This is a genomic window from Algoriphagus confluentis (assembly GCF_036245625.1).
Lineage (GTDB): Bacteria > Bacteroidota > Bacteroidia > Cytophagales > Cyclobacteriaceae > Algoriphagus > Algoriphagus confluentis.
Map to the genome: position 1 here is coordinate 135,324 of NZ_BTPD01000007.1, position 16,148 is coordinate 151,471.

Annotated in this window: 9 protein-coding genes; 5 read left to right on the top strand and 4 right to left on the bottom strand. The window is 45.9% G+C overall.

The annotated features are described in order from the left end of the window. Positions 1–108 precede the first annotated feature (108 nt). The 4 genes from AAA943_RS11945 to AAA943_RS11960 form a co-directional block, all read right to left on the bottom strand. Entirely contained in the window at positions 109–2,121 is a 2,013-nt protein-coding gene (locus tag AAA943_RS11945; RefSeq protein WP_338224488.1) for an alpha amylase C-terminal domain-containing protein, read from the bottom strand. 558 nt (positions 2,122–2,679) lie between these two features. Further along, entirely contained in the window at positions 2,680–3,129 is a 450-nt protein-coding gene (gene tnpA / locus AAA943_RS11950) for an IS200/IS605 family transposase (protein ID WP_338224489.1), read from the bottom strand. Positions 3,130–3,958: 829 nt separating this feature from the next. Continuing rightward, positions 3,959–5,278 carry a tRNA (N(6)-L-threonylcarbamoyladenosine(37)-C(2))-methylthiotransferase MtaB gene (mtaB, locus tag AAA943_RS11955; RefSeq protein ID WP_338224490.1) on the bottom strand — a complete coding sequence of 440 codons (1,320 nt, stop codon included), beginning with the start codon at positions 5,276–5,278 and terminating at the stop codon, positions 3,959–3,961. Further along, positions 5,275–5,502 (bottom strand): hypothetical protein, encoded by a 228-nt coding sequence (locus AAA943_RS11960; protein WP_338224491.1) that lies wholly within the window; start codon positions 5,500–5,502, stop codon positions 5,275–5,277. The genes mtaB and AAA943_RS11960 overlap by 4 nt, the downstream gene beginning before the upstream one ends. A gap of 9 nt (positions 5,503–5,511) precedes the next feature. On the opposite strand from AAA943_RS11960, the gene AAA943_RS11965 reads away from it, so the two are divergent. The 5 genes from AAA943_RS11965 to AAA943_RS11985 all read left to right on the top strand — a co-directional run bounded on the left by AAA943_RS11965 (position 5,512) and on the right by AAA943_RS11985 (position 16,141). After that, on the top strand, positions 5,512–7,674 hold the full coding sequence (locus tag AAA943_RS11965; protein WP_338224492.1) for a glutamine synthetase III family protein: 2,163 nt from the start codon (positions 5,512–5,514) through the stop codon (positions 7,672–7,674). Positions 7,675–8,179: 505 nt separating this feature from the next. Further along, positions 8,180–11,305, top strand: coding sequence for a SusC/RagA family TonB-linked outer membrane protein (locus AAA943_RS11970; RefSeq protein WP_338224493.1), 3,126 nt, complete (start codon positions 8,180–8,182; stop codon positions 11,303–11,305). Positions 11,306–11,333: 28 nt separating this feature from the next. Then, on the top strand, positions 11,334–12,899 hold the full coding sequence (locus tag AAA943_RS11975) for a SusD/RagB family nutrient-binding outer membrane lipoprotein (RefSeq protein ID WP_338224494.1): 1,566 nt from the start codon (positions 11,334–11,336) through the stop codon (positions 12,897–12,899). Between the two features lie 84 nt (positions 12,900–12,983). Beyond that, entirely contained in the window at positions 12,984–14,141 is a 1,158-nt protein-coding gene (locus tag AAA943_RS11980) for a glycoside hydrolase family 18 protein (protein WP_338224495.1), read from the top strand. 146 nt (positions 14,142–14,287) lie between these two features. Beyond that, positions 14,288–16,141 (top strand): FAD-dependent oxidoreductase, encoded by a 1,854-nt coding sequence (locus tag AAA943_RS11985; protein ID WP_338224496.1) that lies wholly within the window; start codon positions 14,288–14,290, stop codon positions 16,139–16,141. Positions 16,142–16,148 lie beyond the last annotated feature (7 nt).

Here is a 16,148-nt window from a genome sequence, read left to right on the forward strand (position 1 = left end):
TTGTTCTTGTTATGAGTCGGTTTTTATGATTGGGGGTAACTTATTTATTTGTGCGAGTTTTCCGTTATTTTTTCCATGATTTGGATCGCTAAGAAGGGGTTTGTTTCTTTAATTTTTCCTCCCCATCACCATCACTACCCTATTCGGCAAATACAAATGTACCTGTTGGTCTTTGTCCGTGGGGTAGGTGATCGATTGATCTAGTCGCTCGAAGCCGCCGTATTCCTTGTCATCGGAGTTAAGCAGGATGTGGTAGGTCCCTTTCTTTTTCATCCGGATAGGAAATCCGAAAAAGGACTCGGTAGGATGGAAGGAAAACACAAAAATCAGCCCTCCTCGCTCATAGGCGAGGACTTTTTTGTTGGGTTCGAGGAAGAGTTGCTCGGCAGGAGTGGCGGAGAGGAGTTGATGGTCCTTGACCAGTTGGATCATGGCCTTGTCCCAGGCGTCGAGTTGCCGGTAGCGCAGGTGGGGTGTATCCACGAGTGACCACTGCCTTCGGGCGTATTGATAGCTCCAGTCGTTGCCCAGTCGGGGGAAGTCCACCCACTCCGGATGACCGAACTCGTTGCCGATAAAGTTGAGATAGCCTTCTCCCCCGAGGGAGATGGTAATCATTCGGATCAGCTTATGCAGGGCGATGCCTCGGTCCACGACGAGGTTTTGCTCCAGCACGGACATGGAGAAGTACATCTCTTTGTCCATCAGCCAGAAAGCGATGCTTTTGTCCCCGACCAGCGCCTGATCGTGGCTCTCGGCATAGGCGATGGATTTTTCCCGCAGGGGGCGGTTGGTCAGTTCATGCCACAGCTCAAACAGATCCCACTGCTCGTCGAGTTTGTGCTTTAGCGTTTTGATCCAGTAGTCAGGGATTCCCATGGCGAGTCGGAAGTCGAAGCCTATTCCTCCATCGGCCACTTTTCGGGAAAGGCCAGGCATCCCGCTCACCTCCTCGGCGATGGAGAGGGCATGGGGCTTGAGTCCATGAATCAGGGTGTTTGCGAGCTGAAAATAGAGCAGTGCATCCTCATCCACTCCGGCATCGAAGTACTTCTCAGCGGAGTCGAAGGACGTATGCCCATGGTGATGGTAAAGCATGGAGGTCGCTCCATCGAAGCGGAACCCGTCAAAGTGAAACTCCTCCAGCCAATAGCGGATATTGGAGAGGAGAAACTGCTGCACTTCCCATTTGCCATAGTCGAAAAGCTTGGAATCCCAGCCCTCGTGATAGCCCCGCTCTCCGGGGTGGAAGTACTGTGCATCCGACCCGTCAAATTCATTGAGGCCTTCGTTGACGTTTTTGACAGCATGGGAATGGACAATGTCCATGATCACGGCGATGCCCATCCTGTGGGCCGTATTGATCAGGCTCTTCAGCTCCTCCGGTGTCCCAAATCGGGAAGAAGCGGCAAAGAAGTTGGAGACGTGATAGCCAAAGGAACCGTAGTAGGGATGCTCCATCACGGCCATTAGCTGAATGGCATTGTAGCCCCCGGCTTGGATGCGGGGGAGGATGAGTTCCTCGAATTCTTTATAAGTGCCGACCCCGAGCTTTTCCTGAGCCATGCCCACATGGCATTCGTAGATCAAAGGCATGGCTGCGATCGGCTTCAGGGAAAAATCCTGATCGGTCCAGGTGAATTTTTCCTCGGGAAACCACAGTTGGCCCGCAAAGTCGTGGGTTTTTTCATCCTGCACCACCCGAGTGATGTAGGCGGGAATGCGGTCCAGATCAGTTTCATTGGCACCGATGACGCGGACTTTGATCCGGCTTTGGTGAACGAAGGTATGCTGGTATTGCTCAAAAGGAAGGAAAATCTCCCAGTCGCCCCGATGATTTTGACGGAGGGGATGAGAGTTCCGATCCCACCAGTTGAAGTCACCCATCAGAAATAATGCTTTGGCCGCAGGGGCCCATTCCCGGTAGATCCATCCGTTTCTGAACTTATCGAAGTGTATGCCATAGTACTCATGCATCCGGGCGAATTCCAGGATGCTTCCTGAGAAGTCATTGATGGCCTGAATGGCAGATTGAAAGCGCTCGTATCGGCTTTGGATGACCGGGGCAAAAGGTTCCAGCCAGGCTTCGTCGCTTAGGATTTGTAAGGGTTTTTGGCTCACGAAAAAGTAGGAATTTTGATTGAGATGAAATTAGGAAAAATAATGAGGAATGGAAGTGTGCTGGAAAAAGTTTCACCCCTTTGGGGCTCAAAAATGAACCGTCTTTCGTTTCCACGGGCTGCCGCCCGCGGTTATAAAGAGTCTTGCTCCTTCGGAGCTGACTTTTGCAAAATTAAACCTTCAAGAATTTACACTTTGGTTTTGTACAAGATCCGCAGGATCGTGACTTTTCTTGACCCCGGGTGACCGCAGGGAGCCGAGGGTAAAGAATTTACTGAAGATGGTAAGAGCCCCGCAGGGGTGATCATCTTCGGGGAAAAATGGTTTCACCCTTTCAGGGCTCAAAAAGTATATGCTTCAGTTTCCACGGGCTGCCGCCCGCGGTTATAAAGAGTCTTGCTCCTTCGGAGCTGACTTTTGCAAAATTAAACCTTCAAGAATTTACACTTTGGTTTTGTACAAGATCCGCAGGATCGTGACTTTTCTTGACCCCGGGTGACCGCAGGGAGCCTGGGGTAGATGAAAATAGGGAAAAAAGAGCCCCGCAGGGGTGATACATTACTTTAAAAAATACTTTTCATCTATGGTGACACCTTCCTCAATGAGTAATTTTCTATACTCATTTTCAAACGAAATCCTCTCGTGATGTTCTTTCTGTTTTTTGATGTAACCAATAATCATATCCTTTTCTCTGTACGAAACTGAAAAAACACCATATCCATCAGCCCAGCCTTTGAATTTTTGGAAATGTCCTGTCTGTTTCATCCATCCACTGGAAAAAGATTTAACATCACGAACAAAATCAGAAACAGGAATTGTGGGATGGATGTCGACCAGCATATGAATGTGATCTTCTATTCCGTTGATTTGGTAGAGCTTTGAGTTTTTATTTTTAACTATTCCCCAGATGTAGTTGTAAAGGTCTTTACAATGGGAGTCATTGATAGTTTTTTCAGATCCTTTTGTATGAAAAACGATGTGATAGAATAATTGGCGATAGGAAGTCATAAAAAATTGATTTTGATAGAGTTGAATTTAAAAGTGTTGGATGAAAATAAAAACAAGCTTCACCCTTTCAGGGCTCAAAAATGAACTGTCTTTCGTTTCCACGGGCTACCGCCCGAGGTCATGAAGAGTCTTGCTCCTTCGGAGCTGGGTTTAATAACAAGAGTATTCTTAAAAGCTCAAAACATGAAATTTCTAAATCAGATCCGAAGGATTGTTACTTTTCATGACCCTCGGTGACTGTAAGGAGCCGGGAGCTGAAGGATATAAAAACTACCCAGAGCCCTGCAGGGGTGATTTTCTTAAGAAAGAAAAGGAGTTTCACCCCTTTGGGGCTCAAATTAATGATTACTTCCCTACCACGGGCTGTCGCCCGCGGTCATGAAGAGTCTTGCTCCTTCGGAGCTGGGTTTAATAACAAGAGTATTCTTAAAAGCTCAAAACATGAAATTTCTAAATCAGATCCGAAGGATTGTTACTTTTCATGACCCTCGGTGACCGTAGGGAGCCGAGGGTCTGAAGGATATAAAAACTACCCAGAGCCCCGCAGGGGTGATTTTCTTAAGAAAGAAAAGGAGTTTCACCCCTTTGGGGCTCAAATAAATGATTACTTCCCTACCACGGGCTGCCTCCCGCGGTCATGAATGGTTAGGCTCCTTCAGAGCTAGGGTTTTCCAATAAAATGGGTTTTAAAAAGTAACTTTGACCTCTGAAAATCAGATCCAAAGGATTGTTACTTTTCATGACCCTCGGTGACTGTAAGGAGCCGGGAGCTGAAGGATATAAAAACTACCTAGAGCCCTGCAGGGGTGATTTTCTTTTTTAAATTGACTTAGTGCCGCTCATACACCATCTCCGGCTCCAATACTTCCACATTTCCGGCCTCGTTGATTTGATCCAGCTGAACGACTTTCAACTCATTGATCAGCATCGGGTCATATTTGGCGGCTACGCGGATGTAATTTTCTGTGAATCCGTGCATTTTGCCGTTTTCTACATCCTCTTCGAAAAGTACCGTGAAGGTCTTGCCCAGATTTTCCTCATAAAACTTCCTTCTTTTTTTCTCGGAAAGAATCCGCAGCATTTTGGAGCGTTCGTTTCGCTTTTTGATAGGAACTACGCCGTCCATTTCCACAGCGCGGGTATTGGCTCGCTCTGAATAGGTGAATACGTGGAGATAGGAGATGTCCAGTTCGTTCAGGAAGTTGTAGGTTTCGAGGAATAGTTCGTCCGTCTCTCCCGGAAAGCCCACGATGACGTCCACTCCGATGCAAGCATGGGGCATCAGGGTTTTGATTTTGCTTACCCGGTCCTCATAAAGTTCTCGTAGGTAGCGGCGGCCCATCCTTCTCAATATAGTGTTGGAACCTGACTGGAGCGGGATATGGAAGTGAGGAACAAATCGCTTGGATTGAGAAGCGAATTCGATGATTTCGTTGGTCAGTAGGTTGGGCTCGATGGAGGAAATCCGAAACCGATCAATCCCTTCCACTTCGTCCAAGGCAAAGACCAAGTCGGCAAAGCGCTCATTTCTTTTTCCTTCCACAATCCCGAAGTCACCGATATTGACACCGGTAAGGACGATTTCTTTTACATCGGTCGCGGCAATCTCACGGGCTGAGGCCAATACGGAATCGATGGTATTGCTGCGGCTTTTTCCTCGTGCCATGGGAATAGTGCAAAATGCACATCCATAATTACAGCCGTCCTGAACCTTTAGGAAAGTGCGGGTACGGTCATTGATCGAATACGCATTGTTAAAGGAGCGGGCTTCGGTGATTTCGCTGGCGAGGACTTTGGCTTCCTGCTCTTTGGCAAAGTCTCCCAATAGTTCATGAAGGCGAAATTTTTCAGCAGCACCCAGCACGGCATCTACTCCTTCAATTTCGGAGATTTCGGTAGGTTTGAGCTGAGCATAGCAGCCGATGATGGCTACATAGGAGTCAGGAGATATTTTTTTAGCCTCCTTTACAATCTTCTTACACTTCTTGTCGGCATTCTCGGTGACCGAGCAGGTGTTGATGATGAAAATGTCGGGATTTTCCTGAAAATCGACTTTCAGGAAGCCTTTTTCCTCAAATTGTCTTGAAATAGTAGATGTTTCTGAGAAATTCAGCTTGCAACCGAGCGTATAGAAGGCGACTTTTTTCAATTTTCTCCTTTGGCTAATGAATGTGCAAAGGTAAGTAATCCCCAGCTTTTTTCAATTTTCCAAAATGTCTGTCCAAAAGGTGCTTTTTTCAGGGCTTTGGTCTTATTTTGAGCTATATTTTTTGAAAAAAGTGGAAATTTTTTGAAAAAGTACCTCAAAAAATAGCCAATCTCATTTTCGAGTACATATTTTTCTATTTTTGTGGGTGTATTCTTAAACCACAATTTGTAGATATGGCAACACTAAGACAATCAGCCTTGGCCATGGTTCAGGCTAGACAGCGGGCAGCTGTGACCCCGCCCTCCTCTAAAATTTCAGACTACTTCGGTACCAATGTTTTTGGTATCGCTCAGATGAAGCAGTCTTTGGCCCCTTCCGTTTTCAAAAAGGTGATGGAAGCGATCGACAAAGGATCAAAAATCGATCCGGCTACCGCTGAGGAAATCGCATCTGCTGTCAAAGTGTGGGCTATGTCCAAGGGAGTGACTCATTACACTCACTGGTTTCAGCCTTTGACCGGAGCGACTGCCGAGAAGCACGACTCCTTCTATGACGCGCATGCCGGCTTGGAAAAATTCAAAGGTTCTGCATTGGTACAGCAGGAGCCTGATGCCTCTTCATTCCCGAATGGAGGTATCCGATCTACTTTTGAAGCCCGTGGCTATACGGCTTGGGATCCTTCTTCTCCGATTTTCATTTTTGAAAAGACTCTTTGTATTCCTACCATCTTCGTTTCTTATACCGGAGAGGCTTTGGATTACAAGACGCCTTTGTTGAAGTCTATGGAAGCAGTAAACGATGCCGCAGTGGCCATCTGCCAGCTTTTTGACAGAAACGTGAGAAAAGTGACTCCATCTTTGGGTGTGGAGCAGGAATATTTTGTCGTGGACAAAGCCCTTTTTGCTGCCAGACCTGACTTGGTGATGGCTGGCAGAACCGTCTACGGACATACTCCGGCAAGAGGTCAGCAGTTGGAAGACCATTATTTTGGTTCTATTCCTACCCGGGTGAAGGACTTTATGATGGATTTCGAAATCGAAGCTCACAAATTGGGCATTCCGGTTTCTACCCGTCACAATGAAGTGGCTCCGGGTCAGTTTGAGGTGGCTCCGGTTTTTGAAGAAATCAATAAGGCGACCGACCACAATCAGTTGCTGATGGATATTATGGACAAGGTGGCTGAGAAGCATGGCTTCAAGGTACTTTTCCACGAAAAGCCTTTTGCCAATGTAAACGGCAGCGGAAAGCACAACAACTGGTCTCTGATCACCGATACCGGTGTGAACCTCTTCCAGCCAAGCAACTCCGCAAGAGAAAATCTTCAGTTTTTGGCGTTTTTGGTAGCTACTGTGAAGGCGGTATACGATAACGCAGACCTATTGAGAGCCAGTATTGCCTCTGCTTCCAATGATTTCCGACTGGGAGCCAATGAAGCTCCACCGGCTATCATGTCTGTGTTCTTGGGTGCGACTTTGACTGAATTGTTGGATGAGTTGGAGAAAAACGGAAACGTGAAAATCGAGAAGGGAGACAACATGTACATGAAGTTGGGTATCTCCAAAATCCCGGAAATCATCCTGGACAATACGGACCGTAACAGAACCTCTCCGTTTGCATTTACCGGTAATAAGTTTGAATTCCGTGCAGTAGGCTCTTCAGCCAACGTGGGTGGTCCGATGACTACCTTGAATGTGATTGTAGCTGATGTGTTGAAGCAGCTCTACAAGGACATCGAAAAGGAAATGAATGCAGGCAAGGAAAAGAAGATTGCCATTGTCAATGTGCTTCGCAAGTATATCAAGGACTCCAAGAAAATCAGATTTGAAGGAGACGGTTACTCTGACGAATGGGCACAAGAGGCGGAAAAGAGAGGCTTGTCCAATCTAAAGTCTACTCCGGAGGCCTTGGACGTGTATACCAAGAAGGCGACTAAAGAGCTTTTCGAGCGTCACAATGTACTTAACGGAGTTGAAATCCATGCCCGTCATGAAATCGAGCTGGAAGCTTTCATCAAGAAAGTGCAGATCGAAAGCCGGGTGATGGGAGACTTGGCTCTGAATCACATTATCCCGACTGCAATTCTTTATCAAAACAAGTTGATCGAGAATGCAAACGGATTGAAGGGCTTGGGATTGGATAATTCTGCCGCAGTAGAGACGATCAAAGAAGTGTCCAAACACATTGGCAGTCTCAAGACCGCTGTCAACGAAATGGTGGAGGCCAGAAAGCAACTAAATAAGGAAGATGATATCATCAAACGAGCTAAAGGCTACCAGAAAGAAGTAAAAGAAGCCTACTTTGACAAGATCAGATATGCTGTGGACAAGTTGGAGCTTTTAGTGGATGACGAAAGTTGGCCATTGGTGAAGTATCGTGAGATGCTTTTCATCCGGTAATTCATTCAGATCATCCCATTTTAAACCATCCCCTGAAAATCAGGGGATGGTTTTTTTATACTTTTTCCGACTAAAATTTACTTTTAATTTAGAAAATTGGATTATTTCAAAAAGGCATTAGACGAAACGATCATTTTTAATATAGCTGACTCTAAAAACCAATTAATTAATTAAAAAAGAACACTTTCTGATAAAAAAAATTATCAGAACTCCAACTTTTTAAAAAAAATTAAAAAAGAATTAAAAGAAAGTATAAAAAAAATTGAGAATTCTTTTGACTGATTGCCTGAAATATCTAGCTTTAAGGCAAGTAATAAAATATGGTGGTAAAATGGGTTTAGTCCAGACTATTTGGGAAAAATCGAATTAGCCACACTTTTTCTAGGTGGAGTTTTCAATTTAAAATAAAATATATGGTGAACAGTTTACTTGATCTTTTCTCCAAAAAGCATCCGGAACCCCGGATAAAGTCAATCCAATCATTTATAACCTATAATTACCAGCTATGAGAAAGTTTCTAGCAAGTGCTTTTCTGTTGGTTTTTACGCTGGGAGTGGTATTTTCAGCGCAAAGCCAAGAGAGGGTGTTGAAGGGAGTGGTCACTGCTTCGTCAGATGGTCTTCCCATGCCCGGGGTCACGATCCTGGACAAGAGTAATCAGCGGGGTACCACGACCAATGTGGACGGGGAATACTCCATTTCGGTGACGGACCAGTCCGTTTTAGTATTTTCGTTTATCGGATTTACGTCCAAAGAATTTACAGTAGGTAATCAGTCCGAGCTCAATGTGGTTTTGGATGAGGATGCCAGCGAATTGCAGGAAGTGGTCGTGACCTCTTTCGGTATGCAAAGAGATCAGAAGTCCCTGGGATATTCTGTGACTCAGCTTTCCGGAGATAAGTTTACCGAATCCAGAGCTATCAACTTGGGAAATGCCCTGACCGGTAAAGTGGCAGGGGTGAATGTAACTCCTCCTTCTACCGGTGCAGCTGGGTCTACCCGGGTGGTGATTCGGGGTGGTTCTTCTTTGACCGGAAATGATCAGCCATTGTATGTAGTCAACGGTGTTCCGATCGAATCCGGAAACTTGGGTTCAGCCGGACTTTGGGGTGGAAATGACGGCGGTGACGGTCTTTCTGCCATCAACCCGGATGATATCGAATCTCTTTCTGTTTTGAAAGGTAACACCGCTGCGGCACTTTATGGTGCTCGGGCAGCTAATGGAGTAATCATTATCACTACCAAAGGAGGCTCTGCAAGAAAAGGTATCGGGGTTTCTTTCAATTCCAACTTCACAGTCGAAAATGTGGTGGATGAGACCAATTTCCAGAGAATTTATGGTCCTGGACAGGATGGAAGAAGACCTTTGACTCAGGATGAGGCGATCAATACGGCAACCAATGGTTGGGGTTCCCGCTACGATGGTGCACAGTCGGTCCAGTTTGACGGGCAGCAGAGACCTTACTCCTATCTGGGCGAGGACTTCTCCGACTTCTACAGCATGGGCCATACTTGGAACAATTCGATAGCCCTTTTTGGAGGAAATGAAAGCACCAACTATAGATTTTCATTTTCCAACTTGACTAACGAAGATGTAGTCCCTAATGCAGGCTATAACAGAAATGTGGCCAACATCAGTGTCAACAGCAAGCAGGGTAAGTTTACGTTGGCGGTGACCGGACAGTATTCAAAGCAAGAAGCTACCAACCGACCAAGGCTTTCTGATTCTCCAGGTAATGCCAATTTTTCCATGGTGGTCAAGCCGGGAAATATTCCTTTGGATGTGATCAAGGGTGATCCCAATAAGCCAGGAGCTCTTCCAGATGGTACCGAACTTCGCTATCAGTCCAATGTATTCCAAACCAATCCCTATTGGGCAGTCTATCAGTGGGGAAGAACAGACGTGACTGACCGAATCTTGGGCAATATGTCTTTGAGATATGACTTTACCGACTGGCTGTATGCTCAGGGTAGATTCGGTACAGACTACCAGGTCAGAACTGATGATGCCTTTGAGGCCTATGGTACTGCATTCAAACCAAGAGGTAGCTTCAATACCACCACAAGAACCATCCGTGAAAATAACGCAGACTTTATGCTGGGCTTCGAAAAGTCATTTGGAGACTTTGACTTGGATGGTTTTGTAGGTTCCAACATCATGAGAAGAACCATCGAGTCCAAAAATGGAGGCGGAAATGACCTAGTTGTTCCTTTCTTCCATTCCGTGACTAATGTGGCTGCTCCTACCTTCGGATATGGATTCTCTGAATTGGGAATCAATTCCTATTTCGCAGCTGCCAACGTAGGCTATAAGAACATGATTTTCCTGAACTTGACAGGTAGACAGGATCAGTTCTCCACGCTTGCTCCCGAAAACAGCAAATTGTTCTATCCTTCCGTGGGTCTTTCGGCGGTCATCTCTGATATGGTCAAAATGCCGGAATTCGTGACCTTTGCCAAATTGAGAGGTAACTGGGGGCAAGTAGGTGGCGGAGCTCCTGATCCTTATGCCTTGAATCTTACCTATGGTTTGGTTGGAGCGGGACATCTCGGAGGAAACCTTGGTCAGATCAACAATGGAGCTATCCCCAATGCAGCACTATCTCCTTACATCTCCACTGAATACGAAATCGGTGCGGATATCCGGTTCTTCCAAAACAGATTGGGTTTTGACGTGGCTTATTACAATAGAACCACGACAGACGACATCCTAAATACCAGCATCTCTGCCACATCAGGTTTCGGAGCTACTACCATCAATATCGGAGAGTTGCAAAACCGAGGTATAGAGCTATTGATCAATGCTACTCCACTTGCAGGAGAATTCAGATGGGATATCTCTTTCAACTTTGCAAATAATCAGTCTGAGGTATTGAGCTTGGGTACCAATGCTGCAGGTGAGCCAATTGAATTTATCAATTTGGATGAAGCAAGAACCAGAAGAGAGCGAATCAGACATATTGTAGGACAGCCTTTGGGTATGATTGCAGGATTTAAGCATCAGCAAATCAACGGTCAAAAGGTATATGATGCCAATGGCTATCCGGTGACTACTCCAGGATATGAAACCATCGCTGAAGGTCGTCATCCGATTTCCGGTGGTTTGACCAATACTTTCTCCTATAAAGGATTTCGATTGATGGCTCTGATCGACTTCAGACAAGGCGGTTCGGTGATGTCTGGAACAAACTATTTTGCTTATCAGCTGGGATTGCATCAAAACACCCTGAATGGTAGAGAAGGTGGTCTCACTGTATCCGGTGTGACTCCTGAAGGAACACCCAATACCTGGAATATTCCTGCAAATCCCGCAGATCCTACCGAATACAGAGTTGACAACTACTGGCAGCGCTACGCTCAGGTCACCGAATATATGGTCTATGATGCCTCTTTTGGTAAGTTGAGAGAATTCTCTTTCGGATATACTTTCCCGAATTCCTTCATCCAGAAGACCCCGTTCCAGTCCCTTTCCTTGTCTTTGGTTGGTCGTAATTTGGCTATCCTTTGGTCAAAAACTCCAAACATCGATCCTGAAGCAGCCTATACTACTTCCGGAAATGCTCAAGGTTTGGAGTTTTTCTCGGTTCCTGCAAACAGAAGCTTTGGATTTAATCTTTCTGCCAACTTCTAAGAAGGTCTAACCCTAAAACTATTTGAAAATGAGAATGATTAATAAATTATCAGGTTTGATGCTGGCCGCCTTGCTTTTTGCTACTTCTTGTAGCGAGCAGGACCTTCTGGACCTGAACATAAACGAAAATGCGGTCGAAGATATCGACATGCAGTACCTGTTTTCCTTGGGAACTTTGAGAATCGGTGGAGAATACGAGAATACCCGTGCCAATATGCTTTACGCTGCCACGATGATTCAGCATACGGCTTCGACGGCTGGCTACTTCAGTGGGGACAAGTATTTCTACAATGCGCAGTACTCCGGCGCATACATGGAGCGGCATTTTACCGATGTGATTCGTCTGTTTTCCGAGGTAATCAGAAAGACCAAAGACAATCCTGCCGAAGCCAACGTAAATGCTGCTGCAACCGTCCTGAGGGTATTTGACCTGCATCGGATGACGGATATGTACGGTGATATTCCCTATACTCAGGCAGGCTATGGCTTGGAAGGAGAGCAAAACTGGTTTCCAACCTACGAGCCTCAGCGAGACGTGTATTACAAAATGATTGATGATCTGAAGGCGGCCAGAGACAAGTTTTCTGCTTCTGCCCGTCCTTTGGGAGTTCAGGATTTTGTGTACGGTGGAGATATTACCAAATGGAAGAAATTTGCCAATTCGCTCTTGATGAGATTGGCGATGAGAATTTCCAATGTGGACCCTAGCAAAGCTCAGGAAGTATTCACGGAGGCTTTTAACAGCGGTGCTTTTACCAGCAATGATGACATTGCCTTTATCCATTATGCCCCAGGTCCTCAGGGAGTGAATCGAAACGGGCTTAATGATGGCTATTGGAATACCTACAAGTACTCCAGAGACTGTAAGATTTCCCAGACCTTCATGAACTGGATGACCGAAAACAACGATCCAAGAAAAATGATCGTGAGCGGTGGTATAGGCAATCCTGAAAATGCCTCTACTTGGATCACTGATCCTGAATTGCAAATCGGTATGCCAAATGGCTACAACTCCACAAATATTCGCGAGGTAGTACCTCCGGGAACTCTCGATGGATTTACCATTGTCCAGCAAAACTTTTCCATGCTTAACCTGAAGTATATGGATTGGGAAGATCCTTATTTCCTGATTTCTTATGCTGAGGTGGAGTTGATGAAAGCTGAAGCAGCCATGAAAGGTTGGATTGCCGGTAATGCTGAAGGTTTCTTTAATGCAGGGGTGGCGGCAGCTATCAATGCCTGGACTTATTTCGATCCTTCTTTTGCCGTGACTTCAGAAGAAGTAGCGGAATACATTGCTGGTCGCGGCTTTGCTGCCGCATCAGCGGAAGATAAATTGAGGCTGATCGGGGAAGAATATTGGGCTGCTACCTATCTGAATGATATCGAGTCTTGGGCCAACTGGAGAAGAACTGGATATCCTGTTCTGACTCCTACCCAAGATCCAAATGCGGAAGAAGGTAACTTTATTCCTAGAAGATTGAGATACTGGGAGTCAGAAATCGGCTCCAATCCTGAAAATTACCAAGCTGCTATTTCCCGAATGGGAGGTGACCTATTTGCCACAAAAATGTGGTGGGACGGAGGAAATTAATTTTCGGTTAAACTTACTTGGGACAGAGGTTTTGGCTTGGACCAAAGCCTCTGTCTTTTTTTACTTTGTTCCAAAATGAATTTTATGAAAATAACCCGGTTTCTCGCGATAGCTTTGATGTGGACCGTGCTTGCTTGCACGTCCGATCCAACACCCCCTTCCGTAATTGTGGCCTATGTAGCCGGCTGGAAAAAGGTAGAACCCAAGAGAATTCCCGCCGAACGGATTACTCATATCAATTATGCCTTTGCCCATGTGGACAGTTTGGGATTGATTGCACCTATCCAGGACAGGCATAAGGAGCGGGATAGCCTCAATCTACTTGCACTTCATGCGCTAAAAAGCCGCAACCCTGACCTTAAAATTCTGGTTTCGATCGGAGGCTGGACCCACAGCAAGGGCTTCTCGGATGCGGTCCTCACCGAGGAAGGAAGAAAAAAACTCACTCAATCCGGAGTCGACTATCTGATCAAGCACAAGCTCGACGGACTTGATTTTGACTGGGAATATCCGGCATTGCAGGGGGATAACAATCCGGTGAGGCCTGAGGACAGAGAGAATTTTGTCCTGATGCTCAAAAGTTTCCGGGAAGCGTTGGATTCCTTGGGTGAGGTAAACCAAACCCACTATTTGACCACTATTGCTTCTGGAGGATTCAGAAGGTATCTGGAGGTGAATAATCTCGCTGAGGCCCAAAAGTATCTCGACTTTATCAATATAATGGCCTATGATTTTTATACTGCCGGAGATCAAACCACCGGACACCATGCCAATCTTTTTCCCAACGGAGCAAAAGGAAGATCTGCATCTACGGCTGTTGAGGAGCACATAGAATTTGGGGTCCCTGCTGAAAAGCTCGTTTTGGGTATTCCCTTTTATGGTAGGATGTGGGAAAAAGTGCCTTCAGAGGAAAATGGTATCTTCCAGCAGGGAGCATTCAGTAAAGGCTTACCTTATCATCAGATTTATGCCTTGGGAATGAATTCAAAATTCCAACGGTTTTGGGACGAAAAGGCTCAAGCTCCCTACCTCTATTCCGCACAGGATTCTGCTTGGATTACTTATGAAGACCCAGAATCCATTGCTAAGAAAGTAGAATACATCCGGCAAAAGGGGCTAAAGGGAGCCATGTTTTGGGAATTGTCCGAAGATAATACCTGGCTTTTGATTAAGTCACTCTTTGAAAACCTAAATCCGGGAAGGGAATTTGAAGTCCAAGCAAAACCGGCTTCCGGTTCCTGATTGTTTAACCTCAGCAAGAGGATCACCTAGGCTGTTTCTCCATAGGGAAACAGTTCAAGTCATTTAGTCAAAATAAAATCAATTTTTAAAAGCTTGGAAGAGGGTACGGTTTGTGAGAAAAGAGTATTCCAAAAAAATACAGTTCTATGAAGAAATACATGCTAATCGCCTTTCTCCTTTTTTTCGGAGGGAAGTCCATAGGGCAACAGCAATACGATTTGATCATTGTAGGAGGAGGAGCAAGTGGGACCGCAGCGGGTATCGCTGCAGGGAGATTAGGCACCCAAACCCTGATTATCGAATCCACTCCTTGGCTAGGCGGGATGTTGACATCGGCTGGCGTCTCTGCCATTGATGGAAATCACCGGCTGCCTTCTGGAATCTGGGGGGAATTCAAATCCCGTCTGGAAGCCTATTATGGTGGGCCCGACAAACTTTCTACAGGCTGGGTGAGCAATACGCTTTTTGAACCTAAAGTAGGAAACAGGATTCTGAAGGAAATGGCCGCAGAAGTCCCCGCACTAGCCATTTCTTTTGAATCTGATTGGGAAAGCGCCAACTATGAGAAAGGCATTTGGACTGTTGTTTTTTCTCATTCTGGACAAAAAATCACCGTCACAGCCCCGATATTGATTGATGCCACAGAATTGGGTGATGTAGCTGCTGCGCAAAACTTATCCTACCGATTGGGCATGGATGCCATGAAGGAAATCGGGGAAGAATATGCCCCAGAAGTGGCCAACGATATCATTCAGGACCTGACTTTGGTTGCTACTTTGCAAGATTATGGTGCGGGTGCGGACAAAACCATACCCCGGCCCGCAAACTACGATCCTGCGGAATTTGCCTGTGCCTGTGCCCATGCTGATCCGATTACAGACAATGCACCTACTTTGGATTGCGGAAAAATGCTTGACTACGGCAAGCTTCCCAACGGAAAATACATGATCAACTGGCCCAACTGCGGCAATGATCACTACGTCAACCTGGTCGAATTGAGCCTGGAAGAAAGAGCTGCTGAAATCGAAAAGGCCAAGCAGACTACTCTTCGGTTTGTCTATTACATCCAACATGAATTGGGTTATGCTCACTTGGGTTTGGCAGAGGATGAGTACCCTACCGAGGATAATCTTCCGATGATTCCCTACCACAGGGAGTCAAGACGATACCGGGGGATGGTGGATTTTACCCTCCCTTATGTGAGGACTCCTTATTCTGCCCCGAGTCCGCTTTACCGAACCGGAGTGGCTGTGGGAGACTACACCATTGACCATCATCACAAGAAGAACCTGGATGCACCGGAGATCGATTTTATCAAAATCAGAGTTCCTTCTTACAATGTACCTTTAGGTGCTTTGGTACCAAATGACCATCCGGCTTTGATTCTGGCGGAGAAAAGCATTTCTGTTTCCAATATTGTGAATGGAGCTTCCCGTCTTCAGCCGGTCGTGTTGGGGATCGGTCATGCAGCTGGGGTTTTAGCTACTGTTGCCTTGGAGGAGAAAAAACCACTTCAGGAGGTTTCCATTCGCAGTGTTCAGGAAAAACTGTTGGCACAGGGAGCCTTTATTATGCCCTTTTTGGACATGAATCCTAGTCATTCTCATTTTCCGGCCATGCAAAAAGCCGGAGCTGCCGGAATATTCAAGGGAGAAGGAGTTCCTTACCTTTGGGCAAATCAGACCTGGTTTTATCCTGAGCGATTGGCTACTGAGTTTGAAGTGGTGGATGGGCTGCGACCATGGTATCCTCAACTGAAAGATTTTTGGGGAGCATCCGGTGATTATCTCACAGGTTCCAGACTTTTGGTCTTCCTTAAATTGATCAATCCCAATTTATCCCAAAGTGATCTGAGCAAGATCTGGGAATCCTCTGGGCTAAAGGATGGCTTTCTTCCTGAAAATCCACTTAATCGAATGGAAACTTCCGTGCTTTTGGATGCTTCCCTGAAGTTTTTTGAAAAGGAAATAGACTGGAAGGGGAATATCACCACCAAATAAAAAGTCA

Excerpts from the sequence above, each read along its gene's own strand:
- AAA943_RS11975 (WP_338224494.1), top strand. The coding sequence starts at position 11,334 with ATGAGAATGATTAATAAATTATCAGGTTTGATGCTGGCCGCCTTGCTT.
- AAA943_RS11985 (WP_338224496.1), top strand. The coding sequence starts at position 14,288 with ATGAAGAAATACATGCTAATCGCCTTTCTCCTTTTTTTCGGAGGGAAG.
- tnpA (WP_338224489.1), bottom strand. The coding sequence starts at position 3,129 with ATGACTTCCTATCGCCAATTATTCTATCACATCGTTTTTCATACAAAA.
- AAA943_RS11970 (WP_338224493.1), top strand. The coding sequence starts at position 8,180 with ATGAGAAAGTTTCTAGCAAGTGCTTTTCTGTTGGTTTTTACGCTGGGA.
- AAA943_RS11980 (WP_338224495.1), top strand. The coding sequence starts at position 12,984 with ATGAAAATAACCCGGTTTCTCGCGATAGCTTTGATGTGGACCGTGCTT.
- AAA943_RS11965 (WP_338224492.1), top strand. The coding sequence starts at position 5,512 with ATGGCAACACTAAGACAATCAGCCTTGGCCATGGTTCAGGCTAGACAG.